The following is a 17,872-nucleotide window of genomic DNA, read 5'->3' as shown; positions in this document are numbered from 1 at the left end:
CTCCATGCGCACCTTCGACGACCTGCTCACCGAAGCCGAGGCCGCCCCCACCGAAGGCTGGGACTTCTCCTGGTTCGAGGGCCGGGCCACCGAGGCGCGGCCCTCGTGGGGGTACGCGCGCGCCATGGGGGAGCGGCTCGGGCGGGCCGAGGCGTCGCTCGACATCCAGACGGGCGGGGGCGAGGTCCTCGCCGCCGCGCCCGCGCTGCCGCCGCTCGCCGCCGCCACCGAGGGGTGGGCGCCGAACGTCGCCAAGGCGGCCGCGCTCCTTCACCCGCGCGGGGTGGTCGTCGTGGCCTCGCCCGAGCACGCGCCGCTGCCGTTCGCGGACGGCGCCTTCGACCTCGTCACCAGCAGGCACCCGGTGGTCCCGCACTTCGACGAGATCGCCCGGGTGCTGCGGCCCGGCGGGACGTACTTCGCCCAGCACGTGGGGCCCGCCAGCGCCTTCGAGCTGGTGGAGTACTTCCTGGGGGAGCAGCCCGCGGCGGTGCGCGGCGCGCGCGACCCCGAGGGGGAGCGGGCCGCGGCCGAGGCGGCGGGGCTCGACGTGGTGTCGCTCAGGGCCGAGCGGCTGCGGATGGAGTTCTTCGACGTCGGTGCCGTGGTGCACTTCCTGCGCAAGGTGGTGTGGATGGTGCCGGGGTTCACCGTGGACGCGTACCGGCCGCGCCTGCGCGAGCTGCACCGGCTGATCCAGGACGAGGGCCCGTTCGTGGCCCACAGCACCCGGCACCTGTTCGACGCCCGCAAGCGCTGACCGCGGGGTCGGCTGTACTGTCGATCCGGTAAGTGGCACGGCCGTGGGCTCCGCGCCGGTCGTGCGCGGCAGCCGTACGCGGACGAGGAGTTGGGGCATGGCGAAGGGCAAGGGACCGTACGCCTGCGGTCTGGACGCGGCCGTGGACGTCGTCGGCGGCAAGTGGAAGCCCATGATCCTGTGGGCGCTGTACGCGGGCGGCACCCTGCGGTTCGGGGAGCTGCGGCGGCACGTGCCCGGCGTCAGCGAGAAGATGCTGATCCAGCAGCTGCGGGAGATGGAGGCGGACGGCATCGTGCACCGCGAGGTCTACCGCGAGGTGCCGCCCAAGGTCGAGTACTCCCTCACCGACCTCGGCCAGTCCCTGAACAAGGCCCTGGAGCCGCTCGGGATGTGGGGCGACCGGAACATGGAGCACCTGGTGGCGGCCCAGGCGGCCCGGGCGGCGGACGGGGCGAAGCGCAGCGCGTGAGCTTGCGCGTGGGGCGCGTCGCTGGGCCTGGGGGCGCGCCGCCGATCCGGGGGTGCGCCGCTCGCGAACGCCCGTACCCGGCAGCGTAATTCGGGCAATTCAGGTCGACCCGGTCGCCGATTCAACATTGTTATCGATTGTTGGGGACACCGACTCGATTCGGCCGTCGAACTCGCGTAAGTTCAGACCAACGCTAATTCGCGAGCGCAAAGCTGCGCGGGCGGTGCCGCGCAGTGGAGGGGGCTGCGCGGCCTCGTGCGCGCTCCGCCGGGACGCGGGCGCCGCGCCGTGCTCCTAAGCGCCGTCGCCGCCTGTGCCGTCGAGATCAAGCACCAGGCGTACGCCCCCACGCACCCCCCACGCCGCCATCGCCCCGGCCTCCGCCTCCAGGACCCGGCGCGCCCGCGGCCGGGGCAGCCCGATCCGGCCCGGCCGCATCGTGCGCACCGCGAGGACCCGCCCCGTCCGGTCCAGATACGCCACGTCCACGGCGAACCGCATCCCCAGCGTGTGCACGGCCCGTGTGCGCGTGAGCAGCAGCGCGCCCCGCACGCCGTCCCGGCCGAGCAGCCCGCGCCGCCGCGCCTGGGGCGAGTCCGCGACCTCCAGCGCGATCCGCACCGGGAGCCCGGACCCGGGCACCGTCACCGTCGCCATGCCGCGACGCTAGCGCCCCCGCCGTCAAGCGCGCGCCCCGGGCGCGCGTCACCCTTCGGAGCGACCACCTCCCTGACGCGATTCCGCCGCGAGGGCCGAAAACCATGGGGAGAACGGGCTCAGGCAGTCGCCGGGCGGTCTCGGAGAGTAGTTGTGGCACGCCGATGCACCAACGAACACTTACGAAGGGTTATGGTGGAAACCCCCCCTCGGGCCGGTCCGTATCCCCCCCCACGGACCGGCCCGTTTCTTTTGGGTCCGCGGGCGCCCGCACAGGCGCCCGGCGCGCCCCCGCCGGGGGCGCGCCGGTCAGCTCCCGTCAGCTCCCGTCAGCTCCGGTCGGCCCAGATGTTCGTCCCCGGCGTCGACACCGCGAACGTGTCGATCTCCGCGAGCTCCGCCTCCGTGAGCTTCGGCCCCGACAGCGCGGCCACGTTCTCCTCCAACTGCCGCACGCTGGAAGCGCCGATGAGCGCGGACGTCATCCGCTCATCGCGAAGCACCCAGTTCAGCGCCAGTTGCGCGAGCGACTGACCCCGCCGGGACGCGATGTCGTTCAGGCCATTGAGACGGCGTACGACCTCGTCGGAGAGGAGCCCCGGGTCGAGGGACTTGCCCTGCGTGGCGCGCGAGCCCTCCGGGATGCCCTTCAGGTACTTGTTCGTGAGCAGCCCCTGCGCGAGCGGCACGAAGGAGATGCAGCCCATGCCCTCCGCCTCCAGCGTGTCGAGAAGCCCGTCCTCCTCGGTCCAGCGGTTGATCATCGAGTACGAGGGCTGGTGGATGAGGGGGCGCACGCCCATCTCCCGCAGCAGGCGCGCGGCCTCCGCGGTCTGCTCGCTGTTGTACGAGGAGACGCCCACGTACAGCGCCTTGCCCTGCTGGACCGCGGACGCGAGCGCGCCCATGGTCTCCTCCAGCGGGGTGTCCGGGTCGAAGCGGTGCGAGTAGAAGACGTCGACGTAGTCCAGGCCCATGCGCTTCAGCGAGGCGTCCAGGGAGGAAAGGAGGTACTTGCGGGAGCCCCACTCGCCGTACGGGCCGGGGTGCATGAGGTAGCCCGCCTTGGTCGAGACGATCAGCTCGTCCCGGTAGGGGGCGAAGTCCTGGGCGAAGAGCTTGCCGAAGTTCAGCTCCGCGCTGCCGGGCGGCGGGCCGTAGTTGTTCGCCAGGTCGAAGTGGGTGACGCCCAGGTCGAAGGCGCGGCGCAGGATCGCGCGCTGGGAGTCGAGGGCGCGGTCGTCGCCGAAGTTGTGCCAGAGGCCGAGCGAGACGGCCGGGAGCCGCAGGCCGCTCCTGCCGGTGCGGCGGTACTCCATCGTGTCGTAGCGGGCCGGGGCGGCCTGGTAGGCGGGGGTGTCGTTCATGGTCCGACGCTACGGCAAGCCGCGCTGCTTCCGGAGGTGGTGGGGCGGGCCCTGCCGCCGCCTGGCCTTTCTTCTGCCCGGGGCCCCGCCGTGTCGCGCTGCGCGCTCGTCCTCAATCGCCGGACGGGCTGAGTCTCGCGCTTGATCTGGCACGTCCGTTGGGGCCGGTTCTGTTGGTACCCGGGCCGGGGGACCGGCCGGGCAGCGGTACCCTTTCGGCTTCGGGTACTGCCCTGTGCCCCCGGATGCCCGGCCCGTCGGCCGCCCACCGGGGCGGCGGCCAAACTTTCGTGAGAGGTGGAATCTCGTGAGCTTGCGCGACCTGGTGTACCGGCTGTACGCACACCGGGTGGAGGGCCGCCTCGACCACGACCAGGTGCCCAAGCACATCGGCGTCATCCTCGACGGGAACCGGCGCTGGGCCAAGGCCTCCGGAGGCACCACCGCCCAGGGCCATCAGGCGGGCGCGTACAAGATCGAGGAATTCCTCGGCTGGTGCGCCGAGACCGACGTCGAGGTGGTCACGCTATGGATGCTGTCCACGGACAACCTCGACCGCCCCGACGAGGAGCTCGTCCCGCTCGTCGGCATCATCGAGGGGACGGTCCGTAGCCTCGCCGCCGACGGCCGCTGGCGCGTGCACCACGTGGGCACCCTCGACCTGCTCCCCGACAGCACCCAGCGCGTCCTGAAGGAAGCCGAACAGGCGACCGACACCAACAAGGGGATACTCGTCAACGTCGCCGTCGGCTACGGCGGCCGCCAGGAGATCGCCGACGCCGTCCGCTCGCTGCTGCTCGACCACGCCGAGCGCGGCACCTCCATCGAGGACGTCGCCGACAGCGTGGACGTCGAACAGATCTCCAAGCACCTCTACACGAGCGGCCAGCCGGACCCCGACCTGGTGATCCGCACGAGTGGCGAACAGCGCCTCTCGGGCTTCATGCTCTGGCAGTCCGCTCACTCCGAGTACTACTTCTGCGAAGTCTTCTGGCCGGCGTTCCGGAAGGTGGACTTCCTGCGTGCGCTGCGTGATTACGCCGCGCGCCACCGTCGTTACGGCGGATGACGGCCCTGCGGGATGAGGCCGCGGTAACCGGGAGTTAACCAACGCGCCGTCATATGCCATGGCATGGCTGCGCTTGTTCGAGGGAATAAGCCCTGCAGGTCGGCGTCCGATTCACGGACGCCGTATCTCAGCGGACGGCACGGGGCCGTCCGCCCGGGAGGCCCTTTGCGCAAGGACGACCGCGCGCTGAGCGCGGACGACACGGAGGGCCGGTGCCCGGCCCGCGCATGGCGGCCGGAGACCGGTCCAGTTCCCTCCGTCGCTCCCCGACCTCATCCGAGGGGGTACGTCCTTCCGTGGTGACCAGCACGAAGCGCCAGCAAGGCCGGCGCACCTATGTTCTCGACACCAGTGTCCTGCTCGCCGACCCGAACGCGCTGTCGCGTTTCGACGAGCACGAAGTGGTGCTGCCGATCGTCGTAGTGACGGAGCTCGAGGCCAAGCGCCACCATCCTGAACTCGGCTACTTCGCCCGGCAGGCCCTGCGCCTGCTCGACGACTGCCGCATCCGGTACGGGCGCCTGGACGCCCCCATCCCGATGGGTGGCCTCGGCGGCACGATGCGCGTCGAGCTCAACCACTCCGACCCCGGCGTCCTGCCCGCCGGCTACCGACTGGGGGACAACGACTCCCGCATCCTCGCGGTGGCACGCAACCTCCAGGCCGAGGGGTACGACGTCACGGTCGTCTCGAAGGACCTGCCGCTGAGGATCAAGGCGTCCTCCGTCGGCCTCCTCGCCGAGGAGTACCGCGCGGAGCTCGCCATCACGGACTCCTCCGGCTGGACCGGGATGTCCGAGCTCACCCTCTCCGGGGAGCAGGTCGACCTCCTCTTCGACGCCGAGACGCTGTACGTGCCGGAGGCGGCGGAGCTGCCCGTGCACACCGGCCTCACCATCCAGTCCGAGCGCGGCAAGGCGCTCGGCCGGGTCACGGCCGAGGGCACCGTCAAGCTGGTGCGCGGCGACCGCGAGGCCTTCGGCCTCAAGGGCCGCAGCGCCGAGCAGCGCGTCGCGCTCGACCTGCTGCTCGACCCGGACGTCGGCATCGTCTCCATGGGCGGCCGCGCGGGCACCGGCAAGTCGGCGCTCGCGCTGTGCGCGGGCCTGGAGGCCGTCCTGGAGCGCCGCCAGCACCAGAAGGTGATGGTCTTCCGGCCGCTTTACGCGGTGGGCGGGCAGGAGCTCGGCTATCTGCCCGGCACCGAGGCCGAGAAGATGGGGCCCTGGGCACAGGCCGTCTTCGACACGCTCGGCTCGGTCGCGGGCAAGGAGGTCATCGAGGAGGTGTCCGCGCGCGGCATGCTGGAGGTGCTCCCGCTCACCCACATCCGCGGCCGCTCCCTGCACGACGCGTTCGTCATCGTGGACGAGGCCCAGTCCCTGGAGCGCAACGTCCTCCTGACGGTCCTCTCCCGGATCGGCGCGAACTCCCGGGTGGTCCTGACCCACGACGTCGCCCAGCGCGACAACCTCCGGGTCGGCCGGTACGACGGAGTGGTCGCCGTCATCGAGAAGCTGAAGGGGCACCCGCTCTTCGCCCACGTCACGCTCACCCGGTCCGAGCGGTCGCAGATCGCGGCGCTCGTGACCGAGATGCTGGAGGACGGCCAGATCTGACCCACCCGGACGACGGGCGGCGCCCCGCGGGCCACGAAGGACCGCGGGGCGCCGCCCGTTTCGCGCGTACGGTCACTTTGGCGTCGTCTGCGGCTTCCATGCCGGTTCGCGGCTGATACGAGGTCACGGGGGAAACGGGGCACGACAGTTGGCCGTGAGCCGTGAAGCGCGCGAGCCTACTGGGGTTGCGGCCCCATGCGTCTGGGTTTCCGTAAAACCGCTGGGGCAAACGGGATGTGAGCTTTCACACGCAACGCGGAATTGCCTCCCGGTATCTCGCTACGGCAGAGTCTGGGTCCTGTCAGGCCCCGCATACGGCACTCCCGTACCCCCAGCGGTACGGAACAACAGAACTTCATAGTGGTAGCCGTATGCCGCCCGAAGCACCACGCGGCGCTCCCGCCACGGGAGTTGTCGACCGGGCCCGCGCCTCCTGTGACCGAGTACCAACCGGAGGCCAGCGCCAGGGGCACGATTGCGCCCGCGAGGTCACCTATGCGGGCGATGCTGGAAGGAAACCGTGTGAGCCGGATTTCGGTCCGGGGATTCGCAGTGGCGTCGGCCACCGCGGTCACCACCGTCGGCGCTGTCGTGGGCGTTGCCTCGGGCAACACCCAGTCCTCGAGCGACGACCTCGAGGCGACGGCGAGCGACGCGACTCTCCTCGCAGACATACCGGCCGGCGACCAGGCCCTGGTGCAGACCACCTCGGTGGCGCAGCAGGCCGAGGCCCAGGCCACGGCCGCCGACTCGGCCGCGAAGAAGTCCGCCGCCGAGGCCGCCCGCGTCCAGGCCGCCAAGAACGCCGTCGCCAAGCAGCAGGCGGCGAAGCAGGCGGAAGCGGACAAGAAGGCCGCCGCCAAGGAAGCCGCGGCGAAGAAGAAGCAGCAGGAGAAGGAGCGCCTGGAGAACAAGGCGAGCCGTTCCTCCACGCGCGACGCCTCCGACTTCGCACCGCAGGGCTCCTACACGGTGTCCCAGGTCCAGGCGATGGCCCGGCAGATGGTCCCCGCGGGCCAGTTCCAGTGCTTCAGCAACATCGTGAACCACGAGTCCACGTGGAACTACCGCGCCACCAACGCCTCCTCCGGCGCGTACGGCCTCGTCCAGGCGCTGCCCGCCTCGAAGATGGCCACCGCGGGAGCCGACTGGCGCACCAACCCGGCCACGCAGATCAAGTGGGGCCTCAACTACATGAACGAGCGCTACGGCAGCCCGTGTGGTGCCTGGTCCTTCTGGCAGGCGAACAACTGGTACTGACGGGGACAAGGCGGTCATCCGGCGCTGACCCGCGCTGATCCGCCCGTACCCCACGCAACCGTTTGTGGCCCCTCACCGTCCTCCGGTGAGGGGCTTCGCCCGTGTACGGTCAGTTCGAAGGCTTCGGGGGCCAGGCGGGGACAGACGGGGGAAGAGGACGGATCATGTCGCGAGTACCGGGGTGGCGTCGTCGTGTCGGCGCCGGCCTCACCAGGCTGGGCCAGCGCGTCGGTGCGGGCGCCGGAGCGGACGGCTCCGGACCGGTCGCGGAGGCCGAGCCGCAGCCGAGCACCGGGCGAAACGTACCGCCTGAGGAGAACCCGGCGAACACGCCGCCCGGGACGCCGACCACGGACGTTCCGAGCGGGCGGGCCGCCGACAACGGCTCCGCCGCGTCGGACACCAAGGACACCGTGCCTACGGTGTCCGCCGTAGGCACGGCGTCCACCGTCGACGCCGTGGCCGACGCGGCCGAGCCGTCACCGCCGGGGCCGACGGGGCCGAAGCTGTCCCTGCGGAAGCGCTACGCCGACCTGGTGCGGCACGCCGCCGACGCCCGTGACGCCGACGACGAGCGGTCCGACGCGGCCGCCGCCGAGTCCACCGCCACCGACCAGGTGCCCGCGCCGCCCACCTACGCCCCCGCGATAGCCGCCCGGCCCGACCCCGTCGCCAGCGTGCCGTGGGGCGTGCGCGTCGCCGCCGAGGCCGGGTGGCGGCTGCTCGTCCTCGCGGGCACCGTCTGGGTCCTGATGCGGGTCATCAGCGCCGTCCAGCTCGTCGTGTACGCGTTCATCGCCGCGCTGCTCATCACCGCGCTGCTGCAGCCGACGGTGACCCGGCTCACCCGGTTCGGCCTTCCGCGCGGGCTCGCCACCATGGTCACCGCCGTACTCGGCTTCGTGGTCATGGGGCTCGTGGGCTGGTTCGTGGTCTGGCAGGTCATGGAGAACGTCGACACGCTCTCCAGCCAAGTCCAGGACGGCATCGAGGACTTGCGCAAGTGGCTGCTCAACAGCCCCTTCCACGTCACCGAGGACCAGATCAACGACATCGCCAAGAGCCTGCGCGAGGCGGTCGGCGCGAACTCCGAGGAGATCACCTCCGCCAGCCTCGAAGGCGTCACCGTCATCATGGAGACGCTGACGGGCATCCTGCTCGCGATGTTCTCGACGCTCTTCCTGATGTACGACGGGCCGCGCATCTGGAAGTGGTGCCTCAAGCTGGTGCCCGCCGCGGCCCGGCCCGGCGTCGCGGGGGCGGGCCCGCGCGCCTGGCGCACCCTCACCGCGTATGTGCGGGGCACGGTGATAGTGGCCCTCATCGACGCCGTCTTCATCGGCCTCGGCATCTACTTCCTGGGCGTGCCCATGGCGGTGCCGCTGGCCGTCTTCATCTTCCTGTTCGCGTTCATCCCGCTGGTGGGCGCGGTGGTCTCCGGCGCGCTCGCGGTCGTCGTCGCGCTGGTCACGCAGGGCGTGTTCACGGCCGTGATGGCGCTCGTGGTGGTCCTCGCCGTGCAGCAGATCGAGGGGCACATCCTGCAGCCGTTCATCCTCGGCCGCGCCGTGAAGGTGCATCCGCTGGCGGTCGTGCTCTCCGTCGCGGCGGGCGGCATGATCGCGGGGATCGGCGGGGCCGTGGTGGCGGTGCCGCTGGTCGCGGTGGCCAACACGGTCGTTGGATACCTCCGGGCGTACGCCAAGGAGCAGGCGCTCCGCCAGGCCGAGGCCACGGCGGCCGAACCCGCCGCCGAGGCCACCACCAAGCCCCGGACCCCGCAGGACGCCTAGCGCCTTAGCGCCGTCCCCGGCTCCCCAGGACTCTGGCGCCCCCGGTCACCGGGGGCGCGCGAAGGCCCCGCTCGCGGTGTGCGAGCGGGGCCTTCGTGTGAACAGCGTGGCCAGTGTGGCCGAAGGCTTACGAGAGGCGAGCCTCGGACTCCAGCGTCACGCCCACCGCCTGGATCACCGAGGCGATCTTGAACGCCTCCTGGATCGTGTCGCGGTCGACGCCCGCCTTGCGGAGCACCTGCTCGTGCGAGTCGAGGCACATGCCGCAGCCGTTGATCGCGGAGACGGCGAGCGACCAGAGCTCGAAGTCGACCTTCTCGACGCCCGGGTTGCCGATGACGTTCATCCGCAGGCCCGCGCGCATCGTCCCGTACTCCGGGTCGGAGAGCAGGTGACGCGTGCGGTAGAAGACGTTGTTCATCGCCATGATGGCGGCCGCGGACTTGGCCGCGGTGTACGCCTCAGCGGAGAGGTTCGCCTTCGCCTCGGGCTCAAGCTCCCGCAGCACCTGGGCGGAGCGGGATGCGATCGCGCAGGCGAGCACCGTGCCCCACAGCTGCTGCTTGGGCAGCTCGGAGTTGCCGATGACCGAGCCGAGGTTCAGCTTCAGGTCCTTGGCGTAGTCCGGGACGGCCGCCTTCAGCTCATCGAGGGCCATGCTCACTCACCGGCCAGGAGCGCGACCGCGTCCAGGGTGTCCTCGCCCTTGCTCCAGTTGCAGGGGCACAGCTCGTCCGTCTGGAGAGCGTCGAGGACCCGCAGGACCTCCTTGGGGTTACGGCCGACGGAACCGGCGGTCACCATCGTGAACTGGATCTCGTTGTTCTGGTCGACGATGAAGACGGCGCGCTGCGCGAAGCCGTCCTCGCCCTCGATGCCGAGCGCGCGCATGAGCTCGTGCTTGGAGTCGGCCAGCATCGGGAAGGGCAGGTCGGTCAGGTCCGGGTGGTCCTTGCGCCAGGCGTGGTGCACGAACTCGGAGTCGCCGGAGAAGCCGAGGACCTGGGCGTCACGGTCAGCGAACTCGTCGTTCAGCTTGCCGAAGGCCGCGATCTCGGTCGGGCACACGAAGGTGAAGTCCTTGGGCCACGCGAAGACGATCTTCCACTTGCCTTCGTAGGTCTTGTGGTTGATCTGCTCGAACTCCTTGCCCTTCTCCAGCGAGACACAGGCAGTCAGGTCGAACTCGGGGAACTTGTCACCGACAGTGAGCACGCGCTCTCCTTGCAGCGATTGGATACCCCCGGTAAGGGGTTCCATGGGGTTGGACTGCTGACGATCGTGGCACAGGGTGCATTGATTAGGGAAATAGCTACACTCGGTCCTGTTGATTGGAGGTAGTTATCAGTGGCTGCCGTACATAGGGGCAAACAGCCCAGCCTGGCGCAGCTGCGCGCCTTCGCCGCCGTCGCCGAGCATCTGCACTTCCGGGACGCGGCGGCCGCGATCGGGATGAGCCAGCCCGCGCTTTCGGGGGCCGTCTCCGCGCTCGAGGAGACACTCGGTGTCCAGCTCCTGGAGCGGACCACCCGCAAGGTGCTCCTGTCCCCGGCGGGGGAGCGGCTCGCCGTCCGGGCCAGGGCCGTCCTCGGCGAGGTCGAGGCGCTCCTGGAGGAGGCGGACGCCGTGAAGGCGCCGTTCACCGGGGCGCTGCGGCTCGGGGTGATCCCGACGGTGGCACCGTATCTGCTGCCGACGGTCCTCACGCTCGTCCACGAGAGGTATCCCCACCTGGACCTCCAGGTCCACGAGGAGCAGACGGCGTCGCTGCTCGACGGGCTCGCGGCGGGGCGGCTCGACCTGCTGCTGCTCGCCGTGCCGCTCGGCGTGCCAGGGGTCACCGAACTGCCGCTGTTCGACGAGGACTTCGTGCTCGTCACGCCGCTGGACCACTGGCTCGGCGGGCGGGAGGGGATTCCCCGCGACGCGCTGCGGGAGCTGAACCTGCTGCTGCTCGACGAAGGGCACTGCCTGCGGGACCAGGCCCTCGACATCTGCCGCGAGGCGGGCCGGGACGACGCGCCCGTCACCACGACCGCCGCCGGTCTCTCCACGCTCGTCCAGCTCGTCGCGGGCGGGCTCGGGGTGACGCTGCTGCCGCGCACGGCCATACGGGTCGAGACCAGCCGCAGCAGCCAGTTGCTCACCGGGTACTTCGCCGACCCGGCGCCCACGCGGCGCGTCGCGCTCGCGATGCGCTCGGGGGCGGCGCGGGCCGCGGAGTACGAGGAGCTGGCCGAGGCTCTGCGGGGGGCGCTGCGGCCGCTGCCGGTGCGGGTGTTGTAGCGCTGGGGCTGCTTGTCGGCCGCAGGCTGTCCTGGGCTGGTCGCGCAGTTCCCCGCGCCCCTTCGGGGCGCTTATGCCGCTGGGGCGGGAGTGGGTGAACTCCCGCCCCAGCTGACGTATTCATCTCACTCCGTCCGCAGACCGTCCGGGCGCATCATCCGCCACAGCGGTGGCAGGCTCAGGGCCGTCACGACCGCGACCAGGACCGCGCCCGCTCCCGCCAGCGGGAGGAACACCAGCCAGTCCGTGACCTGCTTGGCGATCATGCGGCACATCACGGCGCCGAGGGCCAGGCCGCCGGTGACCGCGAGGGCCAGGCCCAGGGCCACGGGGATGGCGGTCTGCCACAGGACCGACCAGCCCATGGAGGTGCGGCGGGTGCCGAAGGCGGTCAGGGCCGCGAGGAGCCGCTTGCGCTCGCGCAGTTGCTCCAGCATCGACACCAGCATGGACGCGGCGATCAGCATCATCGTGGCGATGGCACCGGCCTGCAGGCCCTTCTGGACGGACGCGTACTGCTTGTCGCGCTCGATCATGCGGATGGTCCCCACGCGCACCAGCGGATCCATGCGGGCCGCGGTGTTGCGCACGTGCTCCTCGGCGTCCGGCACGCTGCGGTCGGTCTGCACCATGGCGTTGGTCGAGGCGTCCGCCATGCGGTCCACGTCGACGGCGCGCGGTGTCGCGAAGATGCCGTAGTACTCGTCGCCCACCGGGTCGGGCCGGGCCTGTACGGTCCGGGTCGACTTCGGCAGCGTCCACGGGGAGTGCTTGCCGCGCGGCTTGCCGTCGTAGGTGAACCAGGACTCGGAGTTGAGGTCGATCGGCTTGCCGGGGGTCGCCACCATGTCGACCTGCGCGGTCATCTGCCGGTCCCCGGAGCGCACGATGAACGTGTCGCCGTCGGCGCAGGACTTGACGCGCGCCAGTTCGCGCAGCGTCTCGCAGGTGCCGACGCGCAGCTCCGTGGTGGGCCGGTAGCCGTCGGACTCCTGGCCCTTGGGCAGCTTGCCGGGCTTGACGACGTACGTCGAGACGCTGCCCATGACGTTCTTGACGCCCTTGGTGGCGCGGAAGTCGTCGATCATGCGCTGCGCGAGCGCGCCGCTGGCCTGCGACGAGTGCACGGTGAGCTGGGCGCGGCGGGGATCTTGGTCCGTGACGGTGTTGAACTCGTCGTGCATGGACGCGAAGAGCATCTGCAGGGCGACCGCGCCCGCCACCGCGACCGTGATGCCGCTGACCGCGCGGGCCGCCGTGCCGCTGCTCAACTGCAGGCGGCGGGTGGCCAGCTGCCAGGGCACGGGCCCGCCGCGCAGCCTGGCCACGGCGGCCTCGACGAGCCAGGGAAGGAGCGTGGCGAGGCCGACGAGGGCGAGGGTCGCGCCGACGGCGATGACGTAGACGTGCACGTCGGCCGTGGTGGACTGGGTCGAGATGCGATCCTGGCCGAGCAGGATCCCGAGGCCGATGACCGGAAGGAGCAGCCGCCACCACAGGCGGCGCTTGCGCGGCGCCGAGCTGCGGACGACGCCCAGCGGCTCGATGGTGACCGCGCGCAGGGACACCAGGGTGACCACCACGGCGGAGACGGGCACGGCCACGACGATCAGCGCGGTGAGCCCCGGCAGCGGCACCATGTCGGACGGGAAGGCGCTGACCTTCCAGATGTCGACCATGCCGACCAGCTGCCGGGCGAGCAGGAAGAACACGGCGCCCGCGGCAAGCCCGAGCAGCGCGCCGCAGAGCGCCTCGCCCGCCGCGATCCGCCGCACCGCCCGCCGGTCCGCGCCGACCAGGCGCAGCGCGGCGAGCCGCTGGTCGCGGCGCTCACCGCCGAAGCGGACCGCGGTGCCGACGAAGATGACCACCGGGGTGAGCAGGACGACGCAGATCAGCACGATGAGGACGACCAGGAGCGGGTCCAGCGGCTCGGCGGGCTCCTTGTAGCCGAAGGACTGCGAGCGGTAGGCGCCGTCGCCCTTGGTCAGGGAGTCGGAGCCGAGGTAGTAGTACAGCTCCTTGGGGTGCATCAGGCCCGCGTCGCCGATGGTGCCCACCTGGCGGTAGTGGCTGAAGCGCTCCTTGAGGAGCTCGCCTTCGGAGCTGTTCATCAGGTCCCGCAGGGCGGGCGAGACGACCATCTCGCCGGCCTTGGGCAGCGCGTCGAGGCCGGGCGGCAGGGCCGGGTGGGCGCCGTCCGCGCGCAGCATCCGGCCCGCCACCTCGGAGTCGCGGAAGTCCGTGCCCACGTTGATGGACAGGACCGAGGTGTCGCCGGGCTTGACCTGCTTGCCGTTCATCTCGGCGAGCGGGGTGCGCGCCGTGGAGCGCGCGTCGCGCTTGTTCAGCATGTCAGGGACGGACGCGGCGCCGAGCAGCAGCGCCACGCCGAGGCCCACGCCGACGGCGGTGAGGATCGTGCGGGTCCAGCCCTGCCGGCCGCCGCCGACCGCGAAGCGCAGGCCCATGGCCAGGTCACGGGCCCAGGCGCGGACGCCGGTGGGGCCTGCGGGCGGGGCGGGCGCCGGGGCCACGGCCGGCTCGGTCCGGGTCGTGCTCATACGAGGCGCTCCATGTCCCGTGACTTGCCGTCGCGGACGACGATCTCGCGGTCGGAGTACGCGGCCACGCGGGTCTCGTGCGTGACGAGGACGACGGCGGCGTTCGTGGACCGGGCCGCGTCGGTGAGCAGCTCCATCACGCGCTCGCCGTTGAGCGAGTCGAGCGCGCCGGTCGGCTCGTCGGCGAAGATCACGCGCGGGTTCGTGGCGAGGGCGCGGGCCACGGCGACGCGCTGGCCCTGGCCGCCGGAGACCTGGCCGGGCCGCTTGGCGCCCACGTCGTCGACCTCCAGGCGCTCCATCCAGGCCAGGGCGATCCGCTCGGCGTCCTTGCGCTTGGCGCCGTTGAGGCGCAGCGGAAGCGCCACGTTCTCGACGCAGGTCAGCTCGGGCACCAGCTGGCCGAACTGGAAGACGAAGCCGAACTCGCTGCGCCGCAGGGCGCTCAGCGCGGTGTCCGTCATGCCAGTCAATTGGTGGCCGTTGTATGAGATTTCGCCCTCGTCGGGGCGCACGATTCCGGCCAGGCAGTGCAGCAGCGTCGACTTGCCGGACCCGGAGGGGCCCATCACGGCGACGACCTCACCGGGATGTATGGAGAACTCGGCGCCGTCGAGCGCGGTCGTGGGGCCGTAGGACTTGCGCAGTCCGTGGGCGGTGAGCAGGGAACCGGCGGGGGTCATGCGGGGAGTACCTCCTTGGCGAGCCGGCCGAGCCGGGCGGAGGTCAGTTCCAGCCAGCGCAGGTCGGCCTCCAGGTGGAACAGGGCGTGGTCGCAGATCAGCTGGTCGGCGAGGTCGCCCTTGCGCTTGCGGTCGGTGAGCATGCGCATCATGCGCAGGTGCTCGGCCCGCTGGGTGTCGAGGATCTCGGCGGCGTCGCGGTGCGTGAGCAGCGCGAGGACGACCTTGGTGTAGAGCGTCGACTGGAGGTAGGGCTCGGGCTTCTCCGGCGTGGCCAGCCAGCGCTGGACGTCGGTGATGCCGGCCTCGGTGATGGCGTACCGCTTGCGTTCGGGGCCGTCGCCCGCCTCTATCCCGTCGACCTCGACGAGCCCGTTCTTCAGCAGCCGCGACATGGTCGAGTAGACCTGGCCGTAGTGCAGCGGCTTGTCGTGCCCGAACTTCTCGTCGAAGGCGCGTTTGAGGTCGTAGCCGTGGCGGGGGCCGGACTCAAGCAGGCCGAGCAGAGTGTGACCAATGGACATGCGGAGCACTATACACACCAGGTATACGTGCCGTGTATACGCCCAGTGTGTAGCGATGCGGCTGAGCGCATCGGCGAAAACGGGAGGCAACCGTACGCGCCTTCGAGGAGTCGATTCCGATGGGAGTGGCAAGGGTTCCCCTGGTGCGGGTGCTCATTGTCACGTCCGGAAAAGGCCGGATCGGAGGCTATTTGTCCTTAGGCGCGGTGTTAGCTTCATGAGCTGACCTGCCCCGTACGTGGCCTTCGAGGCGTACGGGACGTACACGCGGTACGAGAAGAACGAGACGAAGCGGAGCGACGACAGTCATGGGCCGAGCCGAAGAGCGAAAAGCGCGGCAGCGCGGCGCGCGCCGGGCAGCGCGAGGCCTCCCGGCCGACGGCGCCCCGGCCACCGGCGCTCCCGAGGGCGGCACCCCCGCCGAGAGCCCCGCCGGTCCCGGCCCGGACGCCGCCACCGGCGCGGACGCCACCCCCGGCTCCGGCGGTTCGGGTGAGGGGCGCCCGGCCCGGCGTACGCGCCCCGCCAAGCCCAAGCGCACCGGCATCCGCCGCTTCTTCACCTGGAAGAAGCTCCTCGGCTATTTCTTCGGCTTCATCCTGCTCGGCATGCTCGGCTTCGTCGTGCTCTACCTGGTGGTGGACATACCCAAGGGCAACGCCCTGGCGAAGAAGCAGAGCAACATCTTCAAGTACAGCGACGGCTCGATCCTGTACCGCGACGGCGAGGTCAACCGCGAGATCGTCGACCTCGACAAGGTCCCCAAGAAGGTGCAGCGCACCTTCGTCGCCGCCGAGAACAAGTCCTTCTACAAGGACACCGGCGTCGACTTCAAGGGCACCGCGCGCGGCGTGCTCAACACCCTGTCCGGCAAGGGCAAGCAGGGTGGCTCGACGATCACCCAGCAGTACGTCAAGAACTACTACCTGTCGCAGGAACAGACCGTCACGCGCAAGCTCAAAGAGCTGGTCATCTCGCTGAAGGTGGACCGCGAGAAGAGCAAGGACAGCATCCTCGCGGGCTACATCAACACCAGCTACTACGGCCGCGGCGCCTACGGCATCCAGGCCGCCGCCCAGGCCTACTACGGCATCGACGCCACGGAGCTGAACGTCTCGCAGGGCGCCTACCTCGCGGCCCTCCTCCAGGCGCCGAGCTCCTACGACTACACCACCGCGACGCCGACCGGTAAGAAGCTGGTCGAGGAGCGCTGGAACTACGTACTGAACAACATGGTCGGAGAGGGCTGGCTGGACTCCAGCGAGCGCGACGGCCTGAAGTTCCCCTACCCGCACGCGCCCAAGGCCCGGCCCGAGATGAAGGGCCAGACCGGCTATCTCGTCGAGGCCGCCAACGACGCCCTCGAGCAGCAGCTCATGAAGCAGGGCTACACCAAGTCCGAGGCCGAGGCGCAGATAGAGGCGGGCGGCTACACCGTCACGCTCAACATCGACCGCAAGAAGCAGGCCCTGCTGGAGAAGGCGGTCGAGCGCAAGCTCACCGACAAGCTGAAGTCGGACAAGGACAGCCCGGACGCACGGGTGCAGGCCGGCGCGGCGTCCGTGGACCCGAAGACCGGCGGGATCGTCGCGATGTACGGCGGCCGCGACTTCCTCAAGCACTACGTCAACAACGCCACCCGCCAGGACTACCAGCCCGCCTCCACCTTCAAGCCGCTGATCCTCGCGGCCGCCCTGGACGAGGGCGCCACCACGCAGGACGGCAAGCCGATCACGGCCAACACGATCTACAGCGGCCGCAGCGAGCGCCCCGTCAAGGGCAGCGACATCGGCTTCGCGCCGCCCAACGAGGACGACCACTCCTACGGTCCCGTCACCGTCCAGACCGCGATGAACAAGTCCATCAACTCCGTCTTCGCGCAGATGGGCGTGGACGTGAAGATGGACAAGGTCCTGGAGGTCGCGGGCAAGCTGGGCATGCGCACCAAGGGCCTGCCCGCGGTGCCCGCGCAGACGCTCGGCACGATGGGCGCGAGCCCGCTGGACATGGCGGGCGTGTACGCGACGCTCAACAACCACGGCAAGAAGGTCACCCCGCAGCTGGTGAAGTCCGTCGAGCACAAGGACCGCACCATCGACCTGCCGGACGCGATCGGCGACCAGGTCATCAGCCGCGGCGCCGCCGACTCCGTGACGTCCGTCCTGACCGGCGTCGTCGACGACGGCACCGCCCGCGCCTCCGTGCGCCAGGCGCCCAACCGCAAGGGCCAGCAGGTCGCGGGCAAGACCGGCACCTCCGACAACAACAAGTCGGCCTGGTTCGTGGGCTACACGCCGAAGCTCGTCACGTCCGTGGGCCTGTTCGGCGAGGCGCCCGAGACCTCGGGGAAGCTCAAGCGGGGCGACCAGGCCTCCATGAAGGGCTCGCTCGGCCGGCAGCGCATCGACGGCGGCAGCTTCCCGGCCGAGATCTGGGCGGCGTACACCTTCAACGCGACCGGCTCGCGCACCAAGTTCAACCTGGACACCGACATGGGCGCCGCCGTCGCGCCGCCGCCGGAGCCGACCACGCAGGCCCCGCCGACGCCGACGACGCGGCCCACCGAGCCGGACGAGAAGGACAAGCCGAGCACCAAGCCGCCCACGACGAAGCCCCCGACGACACCGCCGCCGACGACGAAGCCGCCGACGACACCGCCGCCGACGGACCCGCCGACGACGCCGCCCACCACGCCGCCCACGACGCCGCCGACGCCCACCTGGGGCATCCCGGACGACCCGGACGACGCACGGGCCGACAGGTCGGACAGATCCGACGACTGACGAGTGACGACTGACGGCGAAGGTGCCCGGAGCCA

General features: G+C 70.9%; 15 protein-coding genes. 8 read left to right on the top strand and 7 right to left on the bottom strand.

The window, feature by feature from the left end:
- The first annotated feature begins 4 nt into the window (after positions 1 to 4).
- Both AC07A4_RS01780 and AC07A4_RS01775 read left to right on the top strand, forming a co-directional pair.
- On the top strand, positions 5 to 760 hold the full coding sequence (locus tag AC07A4_RS01780; protein WP_478591533.1) for a class I SAM-dependent methyltransferase: 756 nt from the start codon (positions 5 to 7) through the stop codon (positions 758 to 760).
- A 97-nt stretch (positions 761 to 857) separates the two neighbouring features.
- On the top strand, positions 858 to 1,232 hold the full coding sequence (locus AC07A4_RS01775; RefSeq protein ID WP_478591530.1) for a winged helix-turn-helix transcriptional regulator: 375 nt from the start codon (positions 858 to 860) through the stop codon (positions 1,230 to 1,232).
- A gap of 294 nt (positions 1,233 to 1,526) precedes the next feature.
- Here the strand turns inward: AC07A4_RS01775 and AC07A4_RS01770 are convergent, their stop codons facing one another.
- Positions 1,527 to 1,889 carry a DUF192 domain-containing protein gene (locus AC07A4_RS01770; RefSeq protein ID WP_478591527.1) on the bottom strand — a complete coding sequence of 121 codons (363 nt, stop codon included), beginning with the start codon at positions 1,887 to 1,889 and terminating at the stop codon, positions 1,527 to 1,529.
- A gap of 329 nt (positions 1,890 to 2,218) precedes the next feature.
- The gene (gene mgrA / locus AC07A4_RS01765) at positions 2,219 to 3,256 is read right to left on the bottom strand and encodes an L-glyceraldehyde 3-phosphate reductase (protein WP_478591525.1); all 1,038 of its coding nucleotides are present in this window, start codon (positions 3,254 to 3,256) and stop codon (positions 2,219 to 2,221) included.
- A gap of 307 nt (positions 3,257 to 3,563) precedes the next feature.
- Between mgrA and AC07A4_RS01760 the strand changes: the two genes are divergently transcribed.
- From AC07A4_RS01760 to AC07A4_RS01745, 4 genes are all read left to right on the top strand, one after another.
- On the top strand, positions 3,564 to 4,325 hold the full coding sequence (locus AC07A4_RS01760) for an isoprenyl transferase (RefSeq protein WP_478591523.1): 762 nt from the start codon (positions 3,564 to 3,566) through the stop codon (positions 4,323 to 4,325).
- Positions 4,326 to 4,621: 296 nt separating this feature from the next.
- A complete protein-coding gene (locus AC07A4_RS01755; RefSeq protein WP_478591520.1) occupies positions 4,622 to 5,944 on the top strand; it encodes a PhoH family protein in 1,323 nt (440 codons plus the stop codon).
- 522 nt (positions 5,945 to 6,466) lie between these two features.
- A complete protein-coding gene (locus AC07A4_RS01750) occupies positions 6,467 to 7,204 on the top strand; it encodes an aggregation-promoting factor C-terminal-like domain-containing protein (protein WP_478591518.1) in 738 nt (245 codons plus the stop codon).
- Between the two features lie 164 nt (positions 7,205 to 7,368).
- Positions 7,369 to 8,997: an AI-2E family transporter gene (locus AC07A4_RS01745; RefSeq protein ID WP_478591517.1), complete on the top strand. Its 1,629-nt coding sequence runs from the start codon at positions 7,369 to 7,371 to the stop codon at positions 8,995 to 8,997.
- Positions 8,998 to 9,124: 127 nt separating this feature from the next.
- On the opposite strand, the gene AC07A4_RS01740 is transcribed toward AC07A4_RS01745, so the two are convergent.
- Together AC07A4_RS01740 and AC07A4_RS01735 are read right to left on the bottom strand one after the other, a co-directional pair.
- Positions 9,125 to 9,655, bottom strand: coding sequence for an alkyl hydroperoxide reductase (locus AC07A4_RS01740; protein ID WP_478591514.1), 531 nt, complete (start codon positions 9,653 to 9,655; stop codon positions 9,125 to 9,127).
- 2 nt (positions 9,656 to 9,657) lie between these two features.
- On the bottom strand, positions 9,658 to 10,212 hold the full coding sequence (locus tag AC07A4_RS01735) for a peroxiredoxin (protein ID WP_144320706.1): 555 nt from the start codon (positions 10,210 to 10,212) through the stop codon (positions 9,658 to 9,660).
- A gap of 132 nt (positions 10,213 to 10,344) precedes the next feature.
- Here AC07A4_RS01735 and AC07A4_RS01730 point away from each other — a divergent pair, with 132 nt between their 5' ends.
- Complete coding sequence (locus AC07A4_RS01730) at positions 10,345 to 11,283, top strand: LysR substrate-binding domain-containing protein (RefSeq protein WP_478591510.1); 939 nt, start codon at positions 10,345 to 10,347, stop codon at positions 11,281 to 11,283.
- Positions 11,284 to 11,408: 125 nt separating this feature from the next.
- On the opposite strand, the gene AC07A4_RS01725 is transcribed toward AC07A4_RS01730, so the two are convergent.
- From AC07A4_RS01725 to AC07A4_RS01715, 3 genes are read right to left on the bottom strand one after another with little or no spacing between them, the layout of a single operon-like run.
- Positions 11,409 to 13,847 (bottom strand): FtsX-like permease family protein, encoded by a 2,439-nt coding sequence (locus tag AC07A4_RS01725; protein WP_478591507.1) that lies wholly within the window; start codon positions 13,845 to 13,847, stop codon positions 11,409 to 11,411.
- Complete coding sequence (locus AC07A4_RS01720) at positions 13,844 to 14,530, bottom strand: ABC transporter ATP-binding protein (protein WP_478591505.1); 687 nt, start codon at positions 14,528 to 14,530, stop codon at positions 13,844 to 13,846. Before AC07A4_RS01720 ends, AC07A4_RS01725 begins: the two co-directional genes overlap by 4 nt.
- Positions 14,527 to 15,054: a PadR family transcriptional regulator gene (locus tag AC07A4_RS01715; protein ID WP_478591503.1), complete on the bottom strand. Its 528-nt coding sequence runs from the start codon at positions 15,052 to 15,054 to the stop codon at positions 14,527 to 14,529. The genes AC07A4_RS01720 and AC07A4_RS01715 overlap by 4 nt, the downstream gene beginning before the upstream one ends.
- Before the next feature lie 308 nt (positions 15,055 to 15,362).
- On the opposite strand from AC07A4_RS01715, the gene AC07A4_RS01710 reads away from it, so the two are divergent.
- The gene (locus AC07A4_RS01710; RefSeq protein ID WP_478591501.1) at positions 15,363 to 17,837 is read left to right on the top strand and encodes a transglycosylase domain-containing protein; all 2,475 of its coding nucleotides are present in this window, start codon (positions 15,363 to 15,365) and stop codon (positions 17,835 to 17,837) included.
- Positions 17,838 to 17,872 lie beyond the last annotated feature (35 nt).

The organism is Streptomyces sp. NPDC043996 (assembly GCF_056435225.1).
Note: the sequence above shows the minus strand (reverse complement) of the source record. Positions and strands in the feature narration are given on the sequence as shown.